Raw genomic sequence first — 19,093 nt, 5'->3', positions numbered from 1 at the left:
ACAGATTTGTTATTCTCTATGACATTAAGTAAGTTTTTATAGGGCTCGTTATAGCGCTCGATGCTTTTAAGTTAATAAATGTAACATCAGAAAAAGGCGACACTGATTGATAAACCAGTGTCGCCTTTAGTTTTAATCAAACTTTAAGATATTATTGATTGAGCTTTTGGGCAGCCGTCATTGCAAAATAAGTTAAGATGCCGTCGGCACCTGCACGGCGAAACCCTAACAGTGATTCCAAAATAACGTCCTCGCTTAACCAGCCATTTTGTATCGCCGCCATGTGCATGGCATATTCACCTGATACTTGATACGCATAAGTCGGCACGCCAAACGTGTCTTTGACTTCGCGTACCAAATCAAGGTAGGGCTGACCTGGTTTTACCATTACCATGTCAGCGCCTTCTTGGATGTCAAGGGCGACTTCATGCAGGGCTTCGGCGCGATTACCAAAATCCATTTGGTATTGTTTTTTGTGTCCGCCTTTAAGGTTGCCTGCGCTGCCGACGGCATCACGAAACGGTCCATAATACGCAGATGCGTATTTGGCAGAATACGCCATGATTGCGGTATTAATAAAATTTTCTCCATCCAATGCTTGGCGAAGCGCGGCAATACGACCATCCATCATATCGCTTGGCGAGATGATATCCGCGCCTGCACGGGCGTGGCTCAGGGCTTGTTTGGCGAGGATGTCAACGGTGATGTCATTAAGCACGTAGCCATTCTCATCGACAATACCGTCTTGACCATGACTGGTATAGGGGTCGAGCGCCACATCAGTCATCACTACCATCTCAGGTAGGGCGTCTTTAATTGCCTTGATAGCAGTGCAGGCAAGACCGTTCTCATCATAGGCGTGTTCAGCCTGTAGCGATTTGAGGCTTGGGCTAATGACAGGGAATAAATCAATGGTGGTGACGCCTAGATTGAGTAATTGCTTAGCATACTCAATCAGCAAGTCTACGCTCAAACGCTCAACGCCTGGCATGCTTGCCACGGCTTGGCGCTGCTGTTTACCCTCAATGATAAACACGGGCGCAATCAGATGCTTGGGTTCAATGCTGGTTTCTTGCACCATGGCACGGATATTATCGTTGTAACGTAGGCGACGTAAGCGAGTATTGGGGAATGAACGGTTAAAAATATAACGCATAAAAACCTCTTATTATCGAGTGACACTTATTATTAAGTAACGTTATCAAGTAACGCAGAAATTGTATAAGGCTAAATAAGCAAAATTTGCTAGAATGATAATTTTTTAAAAAGCTATCTTACCACAATCTACTTACGCATGGAGGGCGCCGTGAGTTTAAACCCTGTAAATGCCAATCAATTAGCCGCTCAGTCATCGACTGACAGCACTAACATGACTGACACAATGTCTAAAGAAAATGATGAGCATTCTGATTTGGCAAACGAGTCGCAACTGCAGCTCAATGAAGACAGTGAGCATCACGCTATCACTAAACCTAGTATTGATGTGCTAGGGCAGCAGCTTGCTAGCATCATGTCGCAAAGCCCATTTGTGGCGCATACCTTTACTACCTATCATTATGAAGATGGCAGAGTATATGGTAAGGTCAAGTCCAATCCTGCCCTCATCGGTAATCCAAATTTTGAGATTTTGCATGGCGGTATGACGGCGACGCTATTAGATACCATAGGCGGGCTTGAGGGCATGCTGGAAATCTATCGTCGTGACCAAGGCACGTTTGAAGAGCAGACCAAAAAAATCAAACGCATGGCAACCGTCGATTTGCGCGTCGATTATCTAGCCCCTGGGCGCGGCTATGAGTTTATGGTTACAGCCGAAGTGATTCGTATGGGACGAAAAGGCTGCACCACGCGGATGATGTTGGTCAATGATGAAGGAAAGCTCATCGCGCATGGCATCGCCAGTTATGCATTTTAAAACAGCCATTTATAGTAAAAAACCCATAAAAAACCCACAGTAATGTGGGTTTTTTACTATAACAGCTTACGGCTAATCTAATGCACTAGATCTAATGAGCTAGGTCTAATGTATTAGGGTTGGACTGTGGTTGTGGTGGTCGTTGTTGAGGTTGTTTTAGTAGTCACTTGGGCAGGCTGATGGGCTGCATCAGTAATTTTTTGCTGGGCATTGTTGGCAACCTGTGACAACTTGGTGCTGAAATTCGTATGTTTTTCTGTGGGTGTTTCGAGCGGTACATCGCGACTCACCCCGCCACCTAAAACTTGGTATAGCTGAATTTGACTGAGCAATTGCGACTGCTTGGTATTTAGAATACTTTGTTGGCTGCTATAAATCGAACGCTGTGCATCTAATACGCCCAAATAATTGTCTAAACCTGCTTTGAAGCGCGCTTGAACAATTTGATAGTATTTTTGGTTGGCAGCAAGCGACTGGTTGTACGCGGTCAACTGCTGATTTAACGTTGCGCGATTGGCAAATACGTCATTGACTTCTTTAAAAGCGGTTTGAATCGCTTTTTCATAAGTATTTAGCGCTTGTTGTTGCTCGATTTCACTCACTTGGTAATTGGCTTTACGTAGACCTGCATCAAAAATCGGCAAGCTCACACTCGGTCCAAAACCCCAGCTAAATGCGCCTGTTTTAAACAAATCGCCTAAGCTTGAACTGGCCGCACCCACATTGCCCGATAGGCTAATCGTTGGATAAAACGCAGCGCGCGCGGCGTTAATATTTGCGCCCGCAGCTTTTAAGTTATATTCCGCTTGACGCAAATCAGGACGATACAATAATAAATCACTGGGTAAGCCCGTGCCAAAAATACGATTATTGGTGATGCTACTAATGCCCGCTGCGGGTAGTAGGCTATTATCCACAGGGGCGCCTACTAGATAGCGCAGGGCATTTTGGTTGGTCAACAAATTGGTTTGTGCTTGGGCGATAGACACTTTGGCGGCTTCAACCGCCGCTTGGGCTTGTACGCTAGTTAGCTGTGAATCAAGACCTGCTTTAAAACGCAGCTGGTTAATGCGAAGTGAATCTTGGCGCGTGGCTAAGGTTTGTTTGGCAAGTTGCAGTTGTGCCAGATTATAGCTGTATGCCACATAGCTTTGCGCAATGTTACTAATCAAGCTAATTTGCGCGGCATCTTTGGCAGCAGTGGTGGCAAGATAATTTTGTAAAGCGGCATCTTTGAGGCTCGCAATACGTCCCCAAAAGTCAAACTCGTAACTTGACATTGCCAGACCGACATTGTAAGTACTACTAGGATTCGCATCTCTTGAATTTGTTGCACCGTAAGAATATGAGCCAGAACTATTGATAGTAGGCACATCGGCGATGTCTTGAATTTGATACTGCGCGCGGGCTTTTTGAATCGCCAAAATCGTGGCACTGATGTCTTTGTTGTTGTCTAACCCCAATTGAATCAGTTGTTTTAGCTTGGCATCGCTATAAAAATCCTGCCAACGCTGAGCCGCGATACTCGGCTGACTGGTGCCGCTGACGGTCTGACTGTCATAGGTTTCATAAGGCTGATTAATTGCGATATGCGGCTGCGCCACGACAGGCTCAGTTTTGGCTTTTGGAATGGTTTGACAAGCGCTGAGCGATAGTAGGGTGGCTACTATAGCGGTCAGGGGTACTAGGCGAAAGGTAGAATCCATATAACTTACCTGTATCAACATAATGTGTTTGTTATTGTAAAAGATTAAATGGGTAAAATGTTTACCCATTTATGTCTTATTGATGGTTTGATGGTGAACCGCCATCAGGCTTATAGAGGCTCACCTGTGTTGGCTGAGTGACAGCGACAGGTTCAGCGGCATTAGGTGAGTAAGGTGATACGGGCTGTAAGTCACCAACGTTGCCGTCATTGCCATCATTGGGGTGGTGCGGTTTGTTACCTTTAATCAGTGAGCGTACCCACACATAGAATATTGGGATAAAGAACACCCCTAGGATAGTTGCACTGACCACGCCGCCTAACACACTTGTACCAATCGCATTTTGGCTACCTGAGCCTGCGCCTGTTGCCAAGAATAAGGGTACCACGCCAATACCAAACGCCAATGATGTCATGATAATCGGACGTAAGCGTTGGCGAGCAGCGACCGTAACCGAGTCATATAGATTATGTCCCAAATCTTGTCGTTCTTTGGCAAATTCAATAATCAAAATCGCATTTTTGGCTGATAAACCCACAACGGTCAGCAGACCCACTTGCAAATAAATATCGTTTGAAAGCCCACGTAAACCCGTAAATAGCACAGCACCTAATACCCCAAGTGGCACAACAAGTAGCACTGCAAAGGGAATGGACCAGCTTTCATACAGTGCAGCTAAACATAAGAACACCACGAAAATCGAAATGGCGTACAGCATGGGTGCTTGGGCGCCAGATTTTTTCTCTTCTAAGGATAAACCTGTCCATTCGTAACTGATGCCTTTTGGCAGTTTGGCAATCATTTGCTCCATTGCTGCCATCGCTTGACCGGTACTCAGTCCTGGCGCTGCGTTACCTTGCAAGTTCATTGATGACAAACTGTTGTAACGCGTAAGGGTCGGCGAGCCATACTGCCATTCACCGGTGGCAAATGAGCTAAACGGAACCATCTGATTGTCACTGTTACGTACATACCATTTGTTGATGTCCTCTGGGGTGGTACGGCTCTCAGCTTCACCTTGCATATAGACTTTTTTGATACGACCACGATCCATAAAGTCATTGACGTAGCTACTACCCCAAGCGGTACTAAGAACACTATTAACCAGGCTCGGTGCGACACCCATAGCCGCAGCAGCATCATAATTGACGTTGACTTTATATTGGGGCGAATCTTCTTGTCCATTTGGACGCACGCCACTGACTTGTTTATTTTGCGCCGCCATGCCTAGTAGCATGTTACGGGCTTGCAGCAAGCCTTCATGACCTAAGTTGCCGGAGTCTTGTAGCTGCAGATCAAAACCCGTTGCCGTACCCAAACCTTGAATAGCAGGCGGTGAAATGGCATATACTTGGGCTTCATTGACTTGGGTCATAAAATAACCCATGGCACGTTTGGCAATCGATTGCGCGGTATTTTCTTTACCAGGGCGCTCATCCCAATCTTTTAAGCGCACAAATGCCAATCCCATGTTTTGCCCTTGACCGGCAAAACTAAAGCCATTGACCATAAATACAGACTGCACAAGGTCTTTTTCTTGGGTTTTATAATAGGCGTTGACCTTTTCCATAACCGCTTGCGTTTGATTTTGGGTACTACCGGCAGGCAGTTGCACCAATGTAAACAGCACACCTTGGTCTTCTTCGGGAATAAATGAACTTGGAATACGGGTAAATAAGAACACCAATGCCACAATCACCAACGCATAAGGAATCATATACAGCCAGCGCATTTTGATACTGCGACCCACAAATTTTTCATAGCCTTCACTAAGACGCATAAACATACGGTTAAATGCGCCAAAGAAACCGGTCTGATGCCCGCCGTGTTTGTCATGGGCTTTAGTGCGTTTGAGGATAGTGGCACATAGGGCAGGGGTGAAAATCAACGCAACTAAGGCGGATAGTACCATACTGCTGATGAGTGTCACGGAGAACTGGCGATAAATCACCCCAGTTGAGCCGCCAAAGAATGCCATCGGTAAAAATACCGCCGACAAAATCAAGGCAATACCAATGACCACTTTACTGATTTCGCGCATGGATTCACGGGTGGCTTCCAGTGGCGTCATGTCTGGATTTTCCTCCAGCAAACGCTCAACGTTTTCGACCACGACAATCGCGTCATCGACTAACAGACCGATTGATAATACCATGGCAAACAGCGTCAACACATTGATGCTATAGCCAAATGCGTACAAAATACCAAACGTACCCAGTATTACCACAGGTACTGCCAACGTAGGAATAATAGTGGCGCGCCAGCTTTGTAAAAACAAGAACATCACTAAGAATACCAGTGCAATCGCTTCAGCAAGTGTTCTGACTACTTCCTCAATCGACAAACGTACAAATGGCGTGGTGTCATAGGCAACTGAGGCTTTTAAGCCCGCAGGAAAATTAGGTTCAAGCTCTTTGAGTTTGGCTTCTACGGCATCACGTGTGCTTAAAGCATTGGCGCCAGATGACAGTGAGATACCGATACCTGCCGCATCTTTGCCATTGTAGCGGGCAATCTCGCTGTAGCTTTCACTACCAATTTCCACTTTGGCGACATCACCCAAGCGAATTTGCGCACCATCTGTATTACTTTTAAGCAAAATATTACGAAATTGCTCTGGGGTTTGTAAGTAACTTTGCACAGTCACTGTGGCATTAATGGTTTGACGGGCTTCGTCAGTGGGTGTTTGTCCTAGCTGACCGGCTGATACTTGCGCGTTTTGCGCTTGAATTGCGCTGGTGATATCCGAGGGTATTAAACCATAGGTACGCAGTTTTTCAGGGTCTAACCAAATACGCATGGCATACGCAGAGCCAAACACGTTGACGTTACCCACACCCTCGACACGGCTGATCTGGTCAACCACGTTGGAGTTGAGATAATCGGCAATATCGGCACGATCCATACTGCCATCTTCAGATGTCATCGCCAGTACCATAAAGAAGCCACTCGTGGACTTATTGACGTTGACCCCCATGCGCTGCACCATCTCTGGCAGCGAACTCATGGCAGATTGCAGTTTGTTTTGGACTTGGACTTGTGCCGTATCGGGATCTGTCCCGTTCTCAAAGGTCAAGGTAATTTGCGCAGCGCCACTTGATGATGAACTTGAGGACATATACATCAATCCATCAAGCCCTTTCATTTTTTGCTCAATCACCTGAGTGACGGAGTCTTCAATGGTTTGGGCAGCGGCACCTGGATAAGTTGCTGAGATACTAATGGTAGGTGGGGCAATACGTGGATACTGCTCAATCGGTAATTTAAAAATTGCTAAGATACCCATCAGCATGATGAGCATGGCAATCACCCAAGCAAAGATGGGTCTATCAATAAAAAAGCGTGACATGATATCTCCCGTGCTTATGGTTGCGCAGTTTTGGCGGTAGTTGAGCTATTTGTTACGGTCGTTTTGGTCGTCGTCGTGGTAGAAGCATTGGTCGGTACCGCGGTTGAGGCTGATGTAGACGCCACATAAGGCATGGCTTTGACTTGCTGATCTGGTTTGACTTTGGCGCCGCCAACCATCACCACTTGCTCACCTTGTTTTAGACCGCTAGTGACAATCCATTGACCTTGGTGGGTACCTTGAACCGTAACTGGGCGTAATTGGATTTTATTATTGGCGTCAACCACATATACGGTTGATTCACCTTTGGCTGTACGATTAATGGCACTTTGTGGTAATAATACGGCATTATTGATAATACCTTGAATCAACTGGGCATTCACCATCATCCCTGGCAACAGCACAAAGTTATCATTGCTAAATACCGCACGCAGATTGACCGTGCCTGTGGTACTATCCACTTTAGCTTCTTCAAAGCGAAGTTGCCCCACCATCGGGTAGGTTGAGCCATCGGCGAGCTTTAACTGAACCTGTGCGGTACGCGGTGTGCTAAGTTTACCAGCCGCAAATTGCTGACGAAGCGCCAATAACTCGGCGGCTGACTGACTGATATCGACATAAATTGGATTAAGTTGCGAGACGGTTACCATCTGCGTCGTGCCCGCGGTGGCAAGCGCACCGACATTGACATTTGAGCGACTGGTGATACCACTAATAGGCGCTTTAACCACAGTACGGCTCATGGTGAGCTGATTGCTATTCACTGATTGCTGTGCGCCGCGAGCCGCTGCTTGGGCGGCATCAATATTGGCTTGTGCCACCCCGACTTGCGCCTGCGCATTTTTAACCGCTGCTTGAGCAGTACGCACGGCGGTTGCCCCTTGGTCATATTCTTGACTTGAGATAGCCTCAGTACCACGTAGCTGTTTTAGACGGTTTAAATTGGTTTGAGCCAGCGCAAGTTCGGCTTGGCGGGTTTCTAGCACCGCTAAGGCATTATTATAGTTGGCTTTTGCGGTATTGACACTGGCAAGGCTTTGGTCAAGGCTTGCGCGACTACCGGCAAGTACACTGGTGTAGCTATCGGTATTGATTTGATATAACGGCTGATTTTGTTTGACAAAAGTGCCTTCGCGAAACAACTGGCGGTCAATAATACCTGACACTTGCGGCGTAACGGTGGCTTCTTGATAGGCGACAACTTTACCTGATAACTCTTTGGTAAGTGGAATCGTCTGGAATGTTACAGGCTGTACATTGACTATTGTGGGTGGCATTTGCGCCTGTGCTCCTGCACCGCCGCCACTTTGTTGCTGGGCTGCTGTGTCTGACTTATTACACCCGATTAATAAGCTACAACTCGCTAATGACACCATGAACAACACTGGGTATCTCATACCAACCTCATAAAAAATAGGGAATCTTTGAAAAAATATTATAAAATAAATGCGACATTGTTGTCGCAATATTTACGATAAGACACAAAACTTTACGATAACTAAAGGATAGCTAAATTACTACCTAGTGATCGGCAGCGGTTATTTTAAAAAAAAATCTCCAATTGGGAAACCAACAATATTAAACAAATTAAGTGTTTAAGCAACAATTTTTAGCTATTTGTATACATAAAAATTTTAAAATTTCAAAGCCATTGATAGATTTTTTTAATAAGGAAACATTTCCCCATGACTTTAAGTCGTAACAAGTCACCTGATTTACGTGTTGTCAAAACCCATAAAGCCATCCGTGAAGCCTTTATTATATTGTTGTCCGAGCAGGATTACAACGATATTGCTATCCAAGCAATTTTGGAGCGCGCCAAAGTCAATCGTGCTACTTTTTATAAATATTACAGTGGTAAGGGTGATTTGGCTGGGCAGATGATTGATGATTTCAAGCAGGAAGTCAGCCAGCTATTTCAGGACAGGCTCAATGCCGATAGTCAAATGCTACAAATGATTATGGAAAATCATTCACAAAAGCTGTTTGAACGCCGCCAACAGATGCTTGCCCTGTGGAAAATCCGCACCCAACACCACAATCTTTATCATGATATGTTTTTGATGGGTAAACAAAACTTTATTGAACTGGCTAAAAAACAAAAGGCGACAGATTATTTAACGGCGGAGGCGATTGATTACCAAGCCACCATGATGGCAACTATCTTTATGGCAAGTTTTAAATACTATTTTGAAAAAGATTTGCCAATCCCAGCCGATTTAAAGGTTGGCTGGGAGCAAATGCTTATCATCACAATGAGTTAATTTTCGCATCACAATCAATTGATTGGCGCATTGTAACTAAAATGCGCGATAAACTGGCTTGCCAGTTGTTCTGTCAGGGCAAGTGGCATATCGTGACCGAGCTCATCAATGAGTATCAATTGACTGTGCGCAATGTGCTTGGCAAGCGAATAGGCATGACTAAATGGAATGAGTTTGTCTTGTTTGCCATGGATGATGAGGGTGGGCTGGTGGATTTGTTTGTCAAGATCGACCAGTGACCCCGTCGCCAAAATCGCCAGTAACTGCCGCTGCGTACCTTTTGGGTAAAAACGCCGTTTAAACAGTTTTTTAGCTTTGCTCAGCGCCGCTTGTTCATCAAAGTAATCGGGGCTGGCGATGGTCTTGATGGTTTGCACGAACTGCTGGGTCAATGCGTCAGCATCTTGGCTTTTGGGTAGTGGCTGGGTAAAGGCCTTGATGGCTTCAATGGCGGGTGGGCGCGAAAAGGGTCGATTGTTACTGGTGGATAATAGTCCCAATTTTTCTACTTGGTGTGGATAACGCACTGCCATGATTTGCGCAATCATACCGCCCATCGATTGACCAATCACAAAGTATTTTTTGATGCCCAACATTTTGAGCAGTTGATAGGCATCTTCTGCCATGTCGTACAAATCATACGGTGTTTGCAGGTTTTTAAGCGGTAAACCCAGTCCGAATCTGCCTAGCAATTTGGCTTTATAAATGGGCGAATCATGAGCGGGAGTCAGTTTTTTGTGCTTCAGCTTGCTGGATTTGCCAATGTCGCGATTGTCAAATCGTACGACCCGAAATCCAGCATTGATTAATGCATAGCAAAATTCATTGGGCCATACCAGGCTTTGCGCGCCTAGCCCCATAATCAGTACGATGGTAGGGTGGGTAGGGTCACCACCGACTTCAACGTAGAATTTATACTTTGGGGTATGCACCTTGGCGGCTTGCATAAAATCCGCGTGTTTGGAAGGCTTAAATTTAATTGGGTGGTCAGTCATGGCAAATTTGGGATTTTTCGCCTCAATTTAGCAAAGGTTTATGAATGATTAATGACGTTAATATAACCTTTGGCTGGCAAGCGTCATCAAATCGAGTAAACCTTGGCGGTATTGTGAATCAGGTAAGGTCAGTACGGCTTGTCTAGCAATTTCGCTTTCTTGCATCGCTTTGTCACGGCAGTACGCCAGTGCGCCGCTGTTTTTGACAATCTCAATAATTTCACCCGTGTCTTGCACTTCCCCTGTCTGAATAGCAATCCGCAATTTTTCATGCGTATCACCCGTGGTCATTTCAAGCGCTTTAATCAGCGGCAAGGTGGGCTTGCCTTCAGCAATGTCATCACCCACGTTTTTGCCGAGCACCTCACTATCACCGACAAAATCGAGCACGTCATCAATGATTTGGAAGGCATTACCAAAATGCTGACCAAATATCGCGAAGGCATCATTGTATTCGGGGCGATTTTCCAAAATAGCCACGCCTTGACTTGCCATCATAAATAGCCGAGAGGTTTTACCGTCAATGATTTTCATATAATCGGCTTCGGTGGCTTTGGGGTCATGCTGATGTTGTAGCTGCAATACTTCCCCTTCAGCGATATCACAAGTGCCATCTGAGAATAACTGCAATAACGGCAACGAGCCAAAACCCACCAAAAGATTAAATGAACGGGCAATCAGATAGTCACCGACCAATACAGCCGTTGCATTATCCCACGTTGCATTCGCGGTCGGCTTACCACGGCGCATACCTGACGCATCAATCACATCATCATGTACTAACGTTGCGGTATGCAGCATTTCAGTGATTGCGCCCAAATGCATGGCAGCTTGTGAGGGCTGATCGTTACAAATACGTGAGCAAAGTAGCGAAATCAGTGGGCGCATACGCTTGCCACCTGCGTTGATGACATGCTGACTCACCGACATGACCAGTTTGACTTTTGAGCTTAGACTGCCATACACCTGCTTATCCATAATCTCGAAATCGTCAGCGATAATAGATTGAATCTGCTGATAGGTGACAGGCGTGCTGTTACTGTCTTTGGTAACCGCATTGATAGCAGTGGATGTAGGATTTAATTGTTGATTGTCTAGCATAGGTTGGCTCAAAGCTTGGAGTGAAAATTCGTGAAATTTGGCTTGGGGTGAAGGTCGGCAAAATCATACCATACTGCCGTTTTTTGTGTAAGTTATTGCTGTGTATTTTTATTGGCGACTTGTATTACTCAGCATCCATTGTGTTGAGAAATGCGCAATAATTTATCAGCCAAAATCGACCCCGCATCTGTGAAGTTTTACTTGATTTTAACCACTAGAAACGTTAAAATCGCGACCTTATATTTCCCTGTGTATCCGTCGTAGAAGTGTTATCGCCCTTGGTAGCCACGGTGTACGGGTTTATTGGAGCAACCAAGATGTATGCAGTAATCAAAAGTGGTGGTAAACAACATCGCGTCGTTCAAGATGAATTTTTAAAAGTTGAATTGCTAAAAGCTGAAAAAGGCGATACCATCAAAATTGAAGACGTTTTAATGGTCGTTGATGGCAGCGATATCAAAATTGGTCAACCTGTGGTTGCCGGTGCAGTGGTCGAAGCTGAAGTAGTAGAACATGGTCGTGGCGAAAAAGTACGTATTGTAAAACACAGACGTCGTAAACACTACCATAAAGAACAAGGTCACCGTCAATGGTATACTTTGTTAAAAATCAAAGCAATCACTGCTTAATTGACTATTTCAAACACATTAATCTCTAGGAGACATCGACATGGCACATAAAAAAGCCGCAGGTTCTACCCGTAACGGTCGTGATTCAAACCCAAAAATGCTTGGCGTAAAAATCTTTGGCGGTCAACAAGTTGTTGCTGGTAACATCATTGTACGTCAACGTGGTACAGAATTTCACGCAGGTGAAGGTGTAGGTATGGGTCGTGACCATACATTATTTGCTTTAACTGACGGCGTGGTAAAATTTGCTGTTAAAGGTAAATTCAATCGTCGCTACGTATTTGTTGAAGGCGCAGCTGAATAATCACTCAGCTTGTTGTTAAACAAATCAACCCAATAAGTTGCACTTATTGGGTTTTTTATTGCTTATAGCCAAGCGTCTTAACGGGTTTTGGATAGTCTTGAATGGCTTGGCACTGGTTAGTTATTATCTAGTCAAAACTTTCTTTCTTATCACTCAGCTATTGTTACATTTGTTACAACTTAAACAACAATCATTGCATGGGGCGTCTAGTTGGGTAAGAAAAATTTAGCGACAATATCTGTCAGCGAATTTAGCTTAACTTGTTAATTTTTAATTGGTTAATTTTTAATTGATTGATTAGCCTGTTGGGCTGATATTATTTTTGAATACTTTTTCTAAACTTTTAACAATTTTTATTGAATGAGGAACCTACCATGACAACATCTACTAATAAAATTATCAATAAATTAGCCACCGGTACATTATCAGCACTATTGATTACTAGCATGCCGATGACAGTCGCCATGCAATCAGCCAATGCCGCTGTCGCCAACTCAGCAAGCGCGGCAACAAACTTAAATAACTTACTTAAAAATGTCAAAAGCATGACCGCCAATTTTAGTCAAACCACCTCTGGCACAGGCGGCAAGGGCTTAAGTAAAGCATCAAGAAATTTCTCAGGTACTATGGCGGTGCAACGCCCAAACCAGTTTCGTTGGCAGATTGATGGTACGGCATCGCAACTGATTGTTGCCAATGGCAATACGCTTTGGGTGTACGATAAAGACTTAAATCAAGCGACCAAGCAAAGCGTGAGCAATCAAGTAGGGGATACCCCAGCACTGATTTTGTCAGGTGATCCCAGCAAAATCGCCAATAGTTTTAATGTGACCCAGCCGATTGCCTCAAAAAACTATTATGTGCTGTATCCAAAAAGTGGCAATGCCAACTTTAAAAGTTTAGGTATCGCTTTTAACAGCGGTAATCCTGTTATGATGGTATTAAATGATAATTTGGGACAAACCACCAGTATTCGATTCTCAGATGTGAAACGCAATACGTCAATTGCCAGTAATCAATTTAGCTTCACGCCACCTAAAGGCGTGGATGTGATTAACCAATAAGTATTTAACTATTTCATTCAATGAATTATTTAAATGATTTTTGGCTGATAAACCCTGCTTATGGCAGGGTTTTTTTGCTAAAGTGTTGCTATTTAATTAACGGTTAATTAACGGAAGATTGAACCCTGCTACTAGCATTTTTTACATAAAATGAGTAAACTATCCGTGTTTTAGCCAGTTAACAGCAATATATAGTTACTTTTGTTAAAATACGCATTTTTATAAAGTGATGTAATGCTACTTTATATTAGGTTTTCATCGTGGTTTTAGCAATATATTTGACTAGCCTGTTTAGTAACTAGCCAATCACTCACCGATTACAATAATGGTCAATGGATGTGCAGCGGGGCAGCTTGTTAGCTGGTACGAGGTAATCTTAAGGAAAATAGTTCTTAAGAAGTTATCTGCCATCGTCTTTGTGATATTGCGCTTGAGCCAGACGGGCTTGGTGGAAGTATCAAAAATATCGTCCCAACTTGAATTGCTTAACCCACGTAACGGTTAGTCGTATTGCCCAGGAGTATCCTCATGATTCCAGTCATTGATTGGTCTGCAATTGTATTTATTTTGGCAGCCATAGGACTTTGTATTTTCATGCTTGTTGTACCAAGATTGTTAGGTGGTACTTCTAAAGGCTTTCAAAAGCAAGAGAATTTCGAGTCGGGTGTGGTCAGTGTTGGTTCTGCCAGAATCCGTTTATCTGCAAAATTCTATATCGTCGCTATTTTCTTTGTTATCTTTGACTTAGAAGCATTATACCTATATACCTATGCGGTATCGGTCAAAGAAGCAGGTTGGTTAGGATTTTGGACCGTTGTGCTGTTTGTGGTAGAGCTGTTAATCGGTCTATATTATCTGCTCAAACTAGGGGCACTTAACTGGTCACCTGCAGACAAAAAGCCAAAACCAAAGCGTTTGGCTGCTGCGCCTGCGGGCTTTAATCTGGCGGATATTACCCGCTTTAATGGTGTTGAAGAGTTAGAAATTGACCCTACTGGTAAAATCCCTGCCCAGTTGTCTGGCGCAATGAACCAAAACCCAAACAATAACGCGGTAAAATAATAACCCGACTTTGCAATCTATGTTGCAAGGTCTTTTGCATTTGTAGTGACATAGAGCGAAATCCTGCTTTAAGAATCAAGGTGATCGAGCATTATGAAATATACATTAACCAAAGCCAATCCAGATGCCGACAGATTTCCAGACCAAACTCGTCAAATTATTGACGAAGAGGAAGTCAATAAAAACGTCGTCATGACGCGATTAGAAGATTTGACCCATAGCCTTGCAAACTGGGGTCGTAAGCATTCATTGTGGCCATTTAACTTTGGCACCTCGTGCTGCTATGTGGAGTACGCAACGACATTGACAGGCGTGCATGACTTGTCGCGCTTTGGCGCTGAGGTTATTCGTGCGTCACCGCGCCAAGCTGACGTGATGATTGTGGCAGGTACTTGCTTTATGAAAATGGCGCCTGTTATTCAGCGTCTCTACGAGCAAATGCTTGAGCCTAAATGGGTCATTTCAATGGGTGCCTGTGCTAACTCAGGCGGCATGTACGATGTGTATTCAGTGGTGCAAGGCGTTGATAAAATCATTCCTGTCGATGTGTATATCCCTGGTTGCCCACCCCGTCCAGAAGCTTTGATTCAAGCCATCATGCTGCTGCAAGAATCGATTACTAAAGAACGTCGTCCACTCGGTATTCATGTCAATGACCAAGGTATCTACCAACCTGTCATGCAGCCAGAACGTGACCGTAAACAAGCCGAGCGCATCGCGGTCAAAAATCTACGCAGCCCAGATAACATTGATTAATGATAGAGATTGATTAATGCTAGAGATTGATTAATGCTAGAGTAAGTCTCTGGATGGATTTAGGATGAATTTTCGCTAAGTAAAAGCTTATCGAATTGCGTTCAAAACAAAAAAGGTATTCCACTACCTTCTTAATAATTGTGAATGAGGAAAGTGCCACTCATGGTAACGGTAACTGATAATCAAGCACAAACTGATGTCCCAGCAGTGATTGCAGAATTAAATCGCAAGTTTGAGGGGCAGTTTGTTGTACAAAAAACCTTTGACGCTTTTCCCACTATTTGGGTCAGCCGTGAACAGGTCATCGAAGTACTCCTGTACCTTCGCACCTTGCCACAGCCTTACGTGATGTTACTGGATATTTCAGCGATTGATGAGCGCTTACGCCAACATCGTAAAGACAGGGATGGCAATGCCTTACCTGACAGTGATTTCACTGTGTTCTATCATCTAATGTCATTAGAACGCAACACGGATATCCGTATCAAAGTGGCGCTCAAAGAAGCTGATTTACAAATCCCTACGGCAACCCGTATTTGGCCGAATGCCAACTGGTATGAGCGCGAAGCGTGGGATATGTTTGGTATTACCTTTGATGGTCACCCACATTTAACCCGTATTTTATTGCCAAAATACTGGGAAGGTCATCCACTGCGTAAAGAATACGCCTCTCGTGCGACTGAAGTGCCGCCTTATTATCTCGATAAAGGCAAGCAGATGTTTGAGCAGGAGAACTTACGATTTGTTCCAGAAGAGTGGGGCATGAAACGTAGTGGCCGTGACGAAGACTTTATGTTCCTAAACTTGGGTCCTAACCACCCTTCTGCGCACGGTGCATTTCGCGTTGTGCTTCAGCTAGATGGCGAGGAAGTCATTGACTGTATCCCAGACATTGGTTATCACCATCGCGGCGCTGAAAAAATCGCTGAACGCCAAACGTGGCATTCATTTATTCCTTACACTGACCGTATCGATTATCTTGGCGGGGTGATGAATGAATTACCGTACCTCATGTCAGTGGAAAAATTGGCAGGTATTACGGTACCAGATCGCGCGAATACCATTCGTATCATGATGAGTGAGTTCTTCCGTATCACCAATAATTTGCTGTACTGGGGCACCTTCATTCAGGATGCAGGCGGTATGACGCCAGTATTTTATATGTTCGCCGACCGTCAAAAAGCGTATGATGTGATTGAAGCGGTAACCGGCTATCGTATGCACCCAGCATGGTTTCGTATCGGCGGTACCGCGATGGACTTGCCAAATGGCTGGCACAAACTGGTTCGTGAATTCTTAGATTGGATGCCAAAACGTATCGATGAATACGTCAAAGCCACCATGAAAAACAAGGTACTACAACTGCGTACCCAAAACGTTGCCCAATATGATGCTAAATCTGCCCTTGCTTGGGGCGTATCAGGTCATGGACTTCGTGCCACGGGTATCCCTTACGATGTGCGTAAAGCGCGTCCTTATCTTGGCTATGAAAATTTTGATTTTGAAGTGCCAATTGAGTTTAATGGCGATGCGTATGACCGCTGTTTGGTCAAAATTGAAGAGATTCGTCAGTCACTGCGTATCATTGAGCAATGTCTCAACAACATGCCAATGGGCGCATACAAAGCCGATCACCCACTGGCTGTCCCACCACCCAAAGACCGCACCTTAAATGACATTGAAACTTTGATTAACCACTTTATCTCAGTATCGTGGGGTCCTGTTATGCCAGAAGGCGAGTCCTCCTTTATGGTGGAAGCGGTGAAAGGCATTACCAACTATTATATTACGTCTGATCGCTCAACCATGAGTTACCGTACCCGTATTCGTACACCGACCTTTGCGCACTTACAGCAAATGCCGTCAGTCATTAATGGTAGCTTGGTTTCTGACTTAATTATTTATCTAGCGTCAATTGACGTTGTTATGGCAGACGTTGACCGTTAGGAGAAAACCACCGATGAAGATTGTAACTGATAAAACCCCAAAGGTGGATGTCGCAAGCATTCTAACCGAAGCAGAAATTCACGACATTCATGAATTTATGCATCACTACCCACAAAGCCGCGCGGCATCACTTGATGCGCTAAAAATTGTCCAACGCCGTAATGGCTGGGTGGATGATGCACAAGTCAACGCGATTGCTAATATCTTAAAAATCCCAGTCACCGATGTGGAAGGGGTTGCAACATTTTATAACCGTATCTACCGTTCACCAGTTGGTCGTCATGTGATTTTGGTCTGTGACTCAATTGGTTGTTATCTGGTAGGTGCAGAGAGTTTAGGTCAAGCTTTTGAGCGCACTTTAGGTATTAGTTTTGGTCAAACCACCCCAGACAATCGTTTTACCTTGTTACCTATTTGTTGTTTAGGCAACTGTGATAAAGGTCCAGCGGTTTTGATTGATGAAGATACCTACGGTCCTGTCCAAATTGAAGAGATTGCTGAATTGCTGGAGCAATACGCATGAATATAACCCGTCAAATTAATAATCGAAAAATTGGCAAATCACCCAGTCAATTGGGCGAGCAAAGCATTCCTATTTATGGTGATAAAGCAACAGCCACCAGTGAAACCAAGCCCCTGACTTGGCGTTTGGCGCATTATGACTCAGTGCTAGATTTGGCAACCTATGAAAGCCTAAAAGGGTTTGAAGGTCTAAAAAATGCCTTGGCTAAATCTGCCAAAGAAGTGGGCAACATGATTAAAGATGCCAACGTGCGTGGACGTGGTGGTGCAGGCTTTAATGCAGGTCTTAAATGGACCTTTATGACGCCACCCGATGGCGGACCCCGTTACTTGATTTGTAACGCAGATGAGATGGAGCCAGGCACGTTTAAAGACCGTCTATTGATGGAGCGCCTACCATTTCAGCTGATTGAAGGGATGATTATCTCAGGCTATGCCATTGGCGCAACCGCAGGGTATATTTTTATCCGTGGTGAGTACATTGAAGCCGCTAAACGTCTAAATAATGCATTGGATGAATGCCGTGCCAAAGGGTATTTAGGTGATAACATCTTAGGTTCAGGCTATAGCTTTGATATACATGTGCATACCGGTGCAGGTCGTTATATCTGTGGCGAAGAAACTGCGCTTATTAACTCGCTTGAAGGTCGCCGTGCCAATCCACGTACTAAGCCACCCTTCCCACAAGTATCAGGGGCATGGGGTCGTCCCACTGTGGTCAATAACGTCGAGTCTTTAAACAACATGCCGGGCATCATGCTGCATGGCGTAGAATGGTATAAAGGCCTTGCACAAGGCAAATCAGAAAACCCCGGCACCAAAATCATGGGTTGTTCAGGTCTAGTCAATGAGCCCGGTCTATGGGAACTGCCATTTGGTACTACCGCTCGCGAAATTATTTTTGATTATGCCAAAGGCATGAAAGACGGCCGTAAACTAAAAGCTTGGTTGCCAGGCGGTGCGTCAACTGACTTCTTAACCGCCAGTGATGAGCATTTAGACCTGCCAATGGACTTTGAACCCATCATGAAAGCGGGTAGCCGTTTAGGTACCTGCTTGATTATGGTCGTAGATGAAGCGCAAGATATGGTGTCACTATCGCTCAATTTGCAAAAATTCTTTGCCCGTGAATCCTGCGGTTGGTGTACGCCTTGCCGTGACGGGTTGCCATGGGGAGTCAAAACCTTGCATGCCATCGATACAGGCAATGGTCAACCTGTCGATATTGACGTATTGCGCCAATTGACCAAAGATTTGTGGTTAGGTAAAACCTTTTGCGCCCACGCACCGGGTGCGGTTGAGCCATTACAAAGTGCGTTAAAATACTTTTTACCAGAATTTGAAGCTAAAATTGGTAACAATGTGGTGCCTGAAGAACAATTGTCCCCAACGGGCGTGCCTTCATTCGCAAACAGCGAAAAAGTTGAAGTGTATCAACCGGTTAAGGCCACCAATGGGCAATCAGTGTAAGGAATTAGC

16 protein-coding genes are annotated in these 19,093 nt (G+C 44.6%); 10 read left to right on the top strand and 6 right to left on the bottom strand.

The genetic code is table 11. The features are described 5' to 3' along the window. Nucleotides 1-151 precede the first annotated feature (151 nt). The gene (gene hemB, locus RTS09_RS07255; RefSeq protein WP_138019178.1) at nt 152-1,156 is read right to left on the bottom strand and encodes a porphobilinogen synthase; all 1,005 of its coding nucleotides are present in this window, start codon (nt 1,154-1,156) and stop codon (nt 152-154) included. A gap of 150 nt (nt 1,157-1,306) precedes the next feature. Here hemB and RTS09_RS07250 point away from each other — a divergent pair, with 150 nt between their 5' ends. Next, nucleotides 1,307-1,915, top strand: coding sequence for a thioesterase family protein (locus tag RTS09_RS07250; protein ID WP_312535605.1), 609 nt, complete (start codon nt 1,307-1,309; stop codon nt 1,913-1,915). A gap of 113 nt (nt 1,916-2,028) precedes the next feature. On the opposite strand, the gene RTS09_RS07245 is transcribed toward RTS09_RS07250, so the two are convergent. The 3 genes from RTS09_RS07245 to RTS09_RS07235 all read right to left on the bottom strand — a co-directional run bounded on the left by RTS09_RS07245 (nt 2,029) and on the right by RTS09_RS07235 (nt 8,367). Further along, nucleotides 2,029-3,621: an efflux transporter outer membrane subunit gene (locus RTS09_RS07245; protein WP_312535602.1), complete on the bottom strand. Its 1,593-nt coding sequence runs from the start codon at nt 3,619-3,621 to the stop codon at nt 2,029-2,031. Between the two features lie 76 nt (nt 3,622-3,697). Further along, a complete protein-coding gene (locus RTS09_RS07240; RefSeq protein ID WP_312535600.1) occupies nt 3,698-6,970 on the bottom strand; it encodes an efflux RND transporter permease subunit in 3,273 nt (1,090 codons plus the stop codon). Between the two features lie 14 nt (nt 6,971-6,984). Further along, complete coding sequence (locus RTS09_RS07235) at nt 6,985-8,367, bottom strand: efflux RND transporter periplasmic adaptor subunit (protein WP_312535598.1); 1,383 nt, start codon at nt 8,365-8,367, stop codon at nt 6,985-6,987. 288 nt (nt 8,368-8,655) lie between these two features. On the opposite strand from RTS09_RS07235, the gene RTS09_RS07230 reads away from it, so the two are divergent. Beyond that, nucleotides 8,656-9,234 carry a TetR/AcrR family transcriptional regulator gene (locus tag RTS09_RS07230; protein ID WP_312535595.1) on the top strand — a complete coding sequence of 193 codons (579 nt, stop codon included), beginning with the start codon at nt 8,656-8,658 and terminating at the stop codon, nt 9,232-9,234. 14 nt (nt 9,235-9,248) lie between these two features. Here the strand turns inward: RTS09_RS07230 and RTS09_RS07225 are convergent, their stop codons facing one another. Together RTS09_RS07225 and RTS09_RS07220 are read right to left on the bottom strand one after the other, a co-directional pair. Next, nucleotides 9,249-10,181, bottom strand: a complete 933-nt coding sequence (locus RTS09_RS07225; protein WP_312535593.1) for an alpha/beta fold hydrolase — start codon at nt 10,179-10,181, stop codon at nt 9,249-9,251. A gap of 105 nt (nt 10,182-10,286) precedes the next feature. Then, nucleotides 10,287-11,207 carry a polyprenyl synthetase family protein gene (locus RTS09_RS07220; RefSeq protein ID WP_312535701.1) on the bottom strand — a complete coding sequence of 307 codons (921 nt, stop codon included), beginning with the start codon at nt 11,205-11,207 and terminating at the stop codon, nt 10,287-10,289. A gap of 440 nt (nt 11,208-11,647) precedes the next feature. Here RTS09_RS07220 and rplU point away from each other — a divergent pair, with 440 nt between their 5' ends. The 8 genes from rplU to nuoF all read left to right on the top strand — a co-directional run bounded on the left by rplU (nt 11,648) and on the right by nuoF (nt 19,084). Then, nucleotides 11,648-11,959 (top strand): 50S ribosomal protein L21, encoded by a 312-nt coding sequence (rplU, locus tag RTS09_RS07215; RefSeq protein ID WP_065252357.1) that lies wholly within the window; start codon nt 11,648-11,650, stop codon nt 11,957-11,959. Nucleotides 11,960-11,999: 40 nt separating this feature from the next. Continuing rightward, nucleotides 12,000-12,263: a 50S ribosomal protein L27 gene (gene rpmA, locus RTS09_RS07210; RefSeq protein ID WP_036591251.1), complete on the top strand. Its 264-nt coding sequence runs from the start codon at nt 12,000-12,002 to the stop codon at nt 12,261-12,263. Between the two features lie 374 nt (nt 12,264-12,637). Then, nucleotides 12,638-13,327 carry an outer membrane lipoprotein periplasmic chaperone LolA gene (gene lolA / locus RTS09_RS07205; protein ID WP_312535590.1) on the top strand — a complete coding sequence of 230 codons (690 nt, stop codon included), beginning with the start codon at nt 12,638-12,640 and terminating at the stop codon, nt 13,325-13,327. Nucleotides 13,328-13,855: 528 nt separating this feature from the next. Further along, nucleotides 13,856-14,389, top strand: coding sequence for an NADH-quinone oxidoreductase subunit A (gene ndhC, locus RTS09_RS07200; protein WP_257619564.1), 534 nt, complete (start codon nt 13,856-13,858; stop codon nt 14,387-14,389). 93 nt (nt 14,390-14,482) lie between these two features. Beyond that, the gene (locus tag RTS09_RS07195; protein WP_312535588.1) at nt 14,483-15,145 is read left to right on the top strand and encodes a NuoB/complex I 20 kDa subunit family protein; all 663 of its coding nucleotides are present in this window, start codon (nt 14,483-14,485) and stop codon (nt 15,143-15,145) included. A 162-nt stretch (nt 15,146-15,307) separates the two neighbouring features. After that, nucleotides 15,308-17,092: an NADH-quinone oxidoreductase subunit C/D gene (gene nuoC, locus RTS09_RS07190; protein ID WP_219330943.1), complete on the top strand. Its 1,785-nt coding sequence runs from the start codon at nt 15,308-15,310 to the stop codon at nt 17,090-17,092. A 13-nt stretch (nt 17,093-17,105) separates the two neighbouring features. Beyond that, entirely contained in the window at nt 17,106-17,615 is a 510-nt protein-coding gene (gene nuoE / locus RTS09_RS07185) for an NADH-quinone oxidoreductase subunit NuoE (protein WP_138019186.1), read from the top strand. After that, the gene (gene nuoF / locus RTS09_RS07180; RefSeq protein ID WP_138019187.1) at nt 17,612-19,084 is read left to right on the top strand and encodes an NADH-quinone oxidoreductase subunit NuoF; all 1,473 of its coding nucleotides are present in this window, start codon (nt 17,612-17,614) and stop codon (nt 19,082-19,084) included. The genes nuoE and nuoF overlap by 4 nt, the downstream gene beginning before the upstream one ends. The last annotated feature ends 9 nt before the right edge of the window (nt 19,085-19,093 follow it).

Source organism: Moraxella sp. CTOTU47618, assembly GCF_032017425.1.
Taxonomy (GTDB): Bacteria; Pseudomonadota; Gammaproteobacteria; order Pseudomonadales; family Moraxellaceae; genus Faucicola; species Faucicola tetraodonis.
Note: the sequence above shows the minus strand (reverse complement) of the source record. Positions and strands in the feature narration are given on the sequence as shown.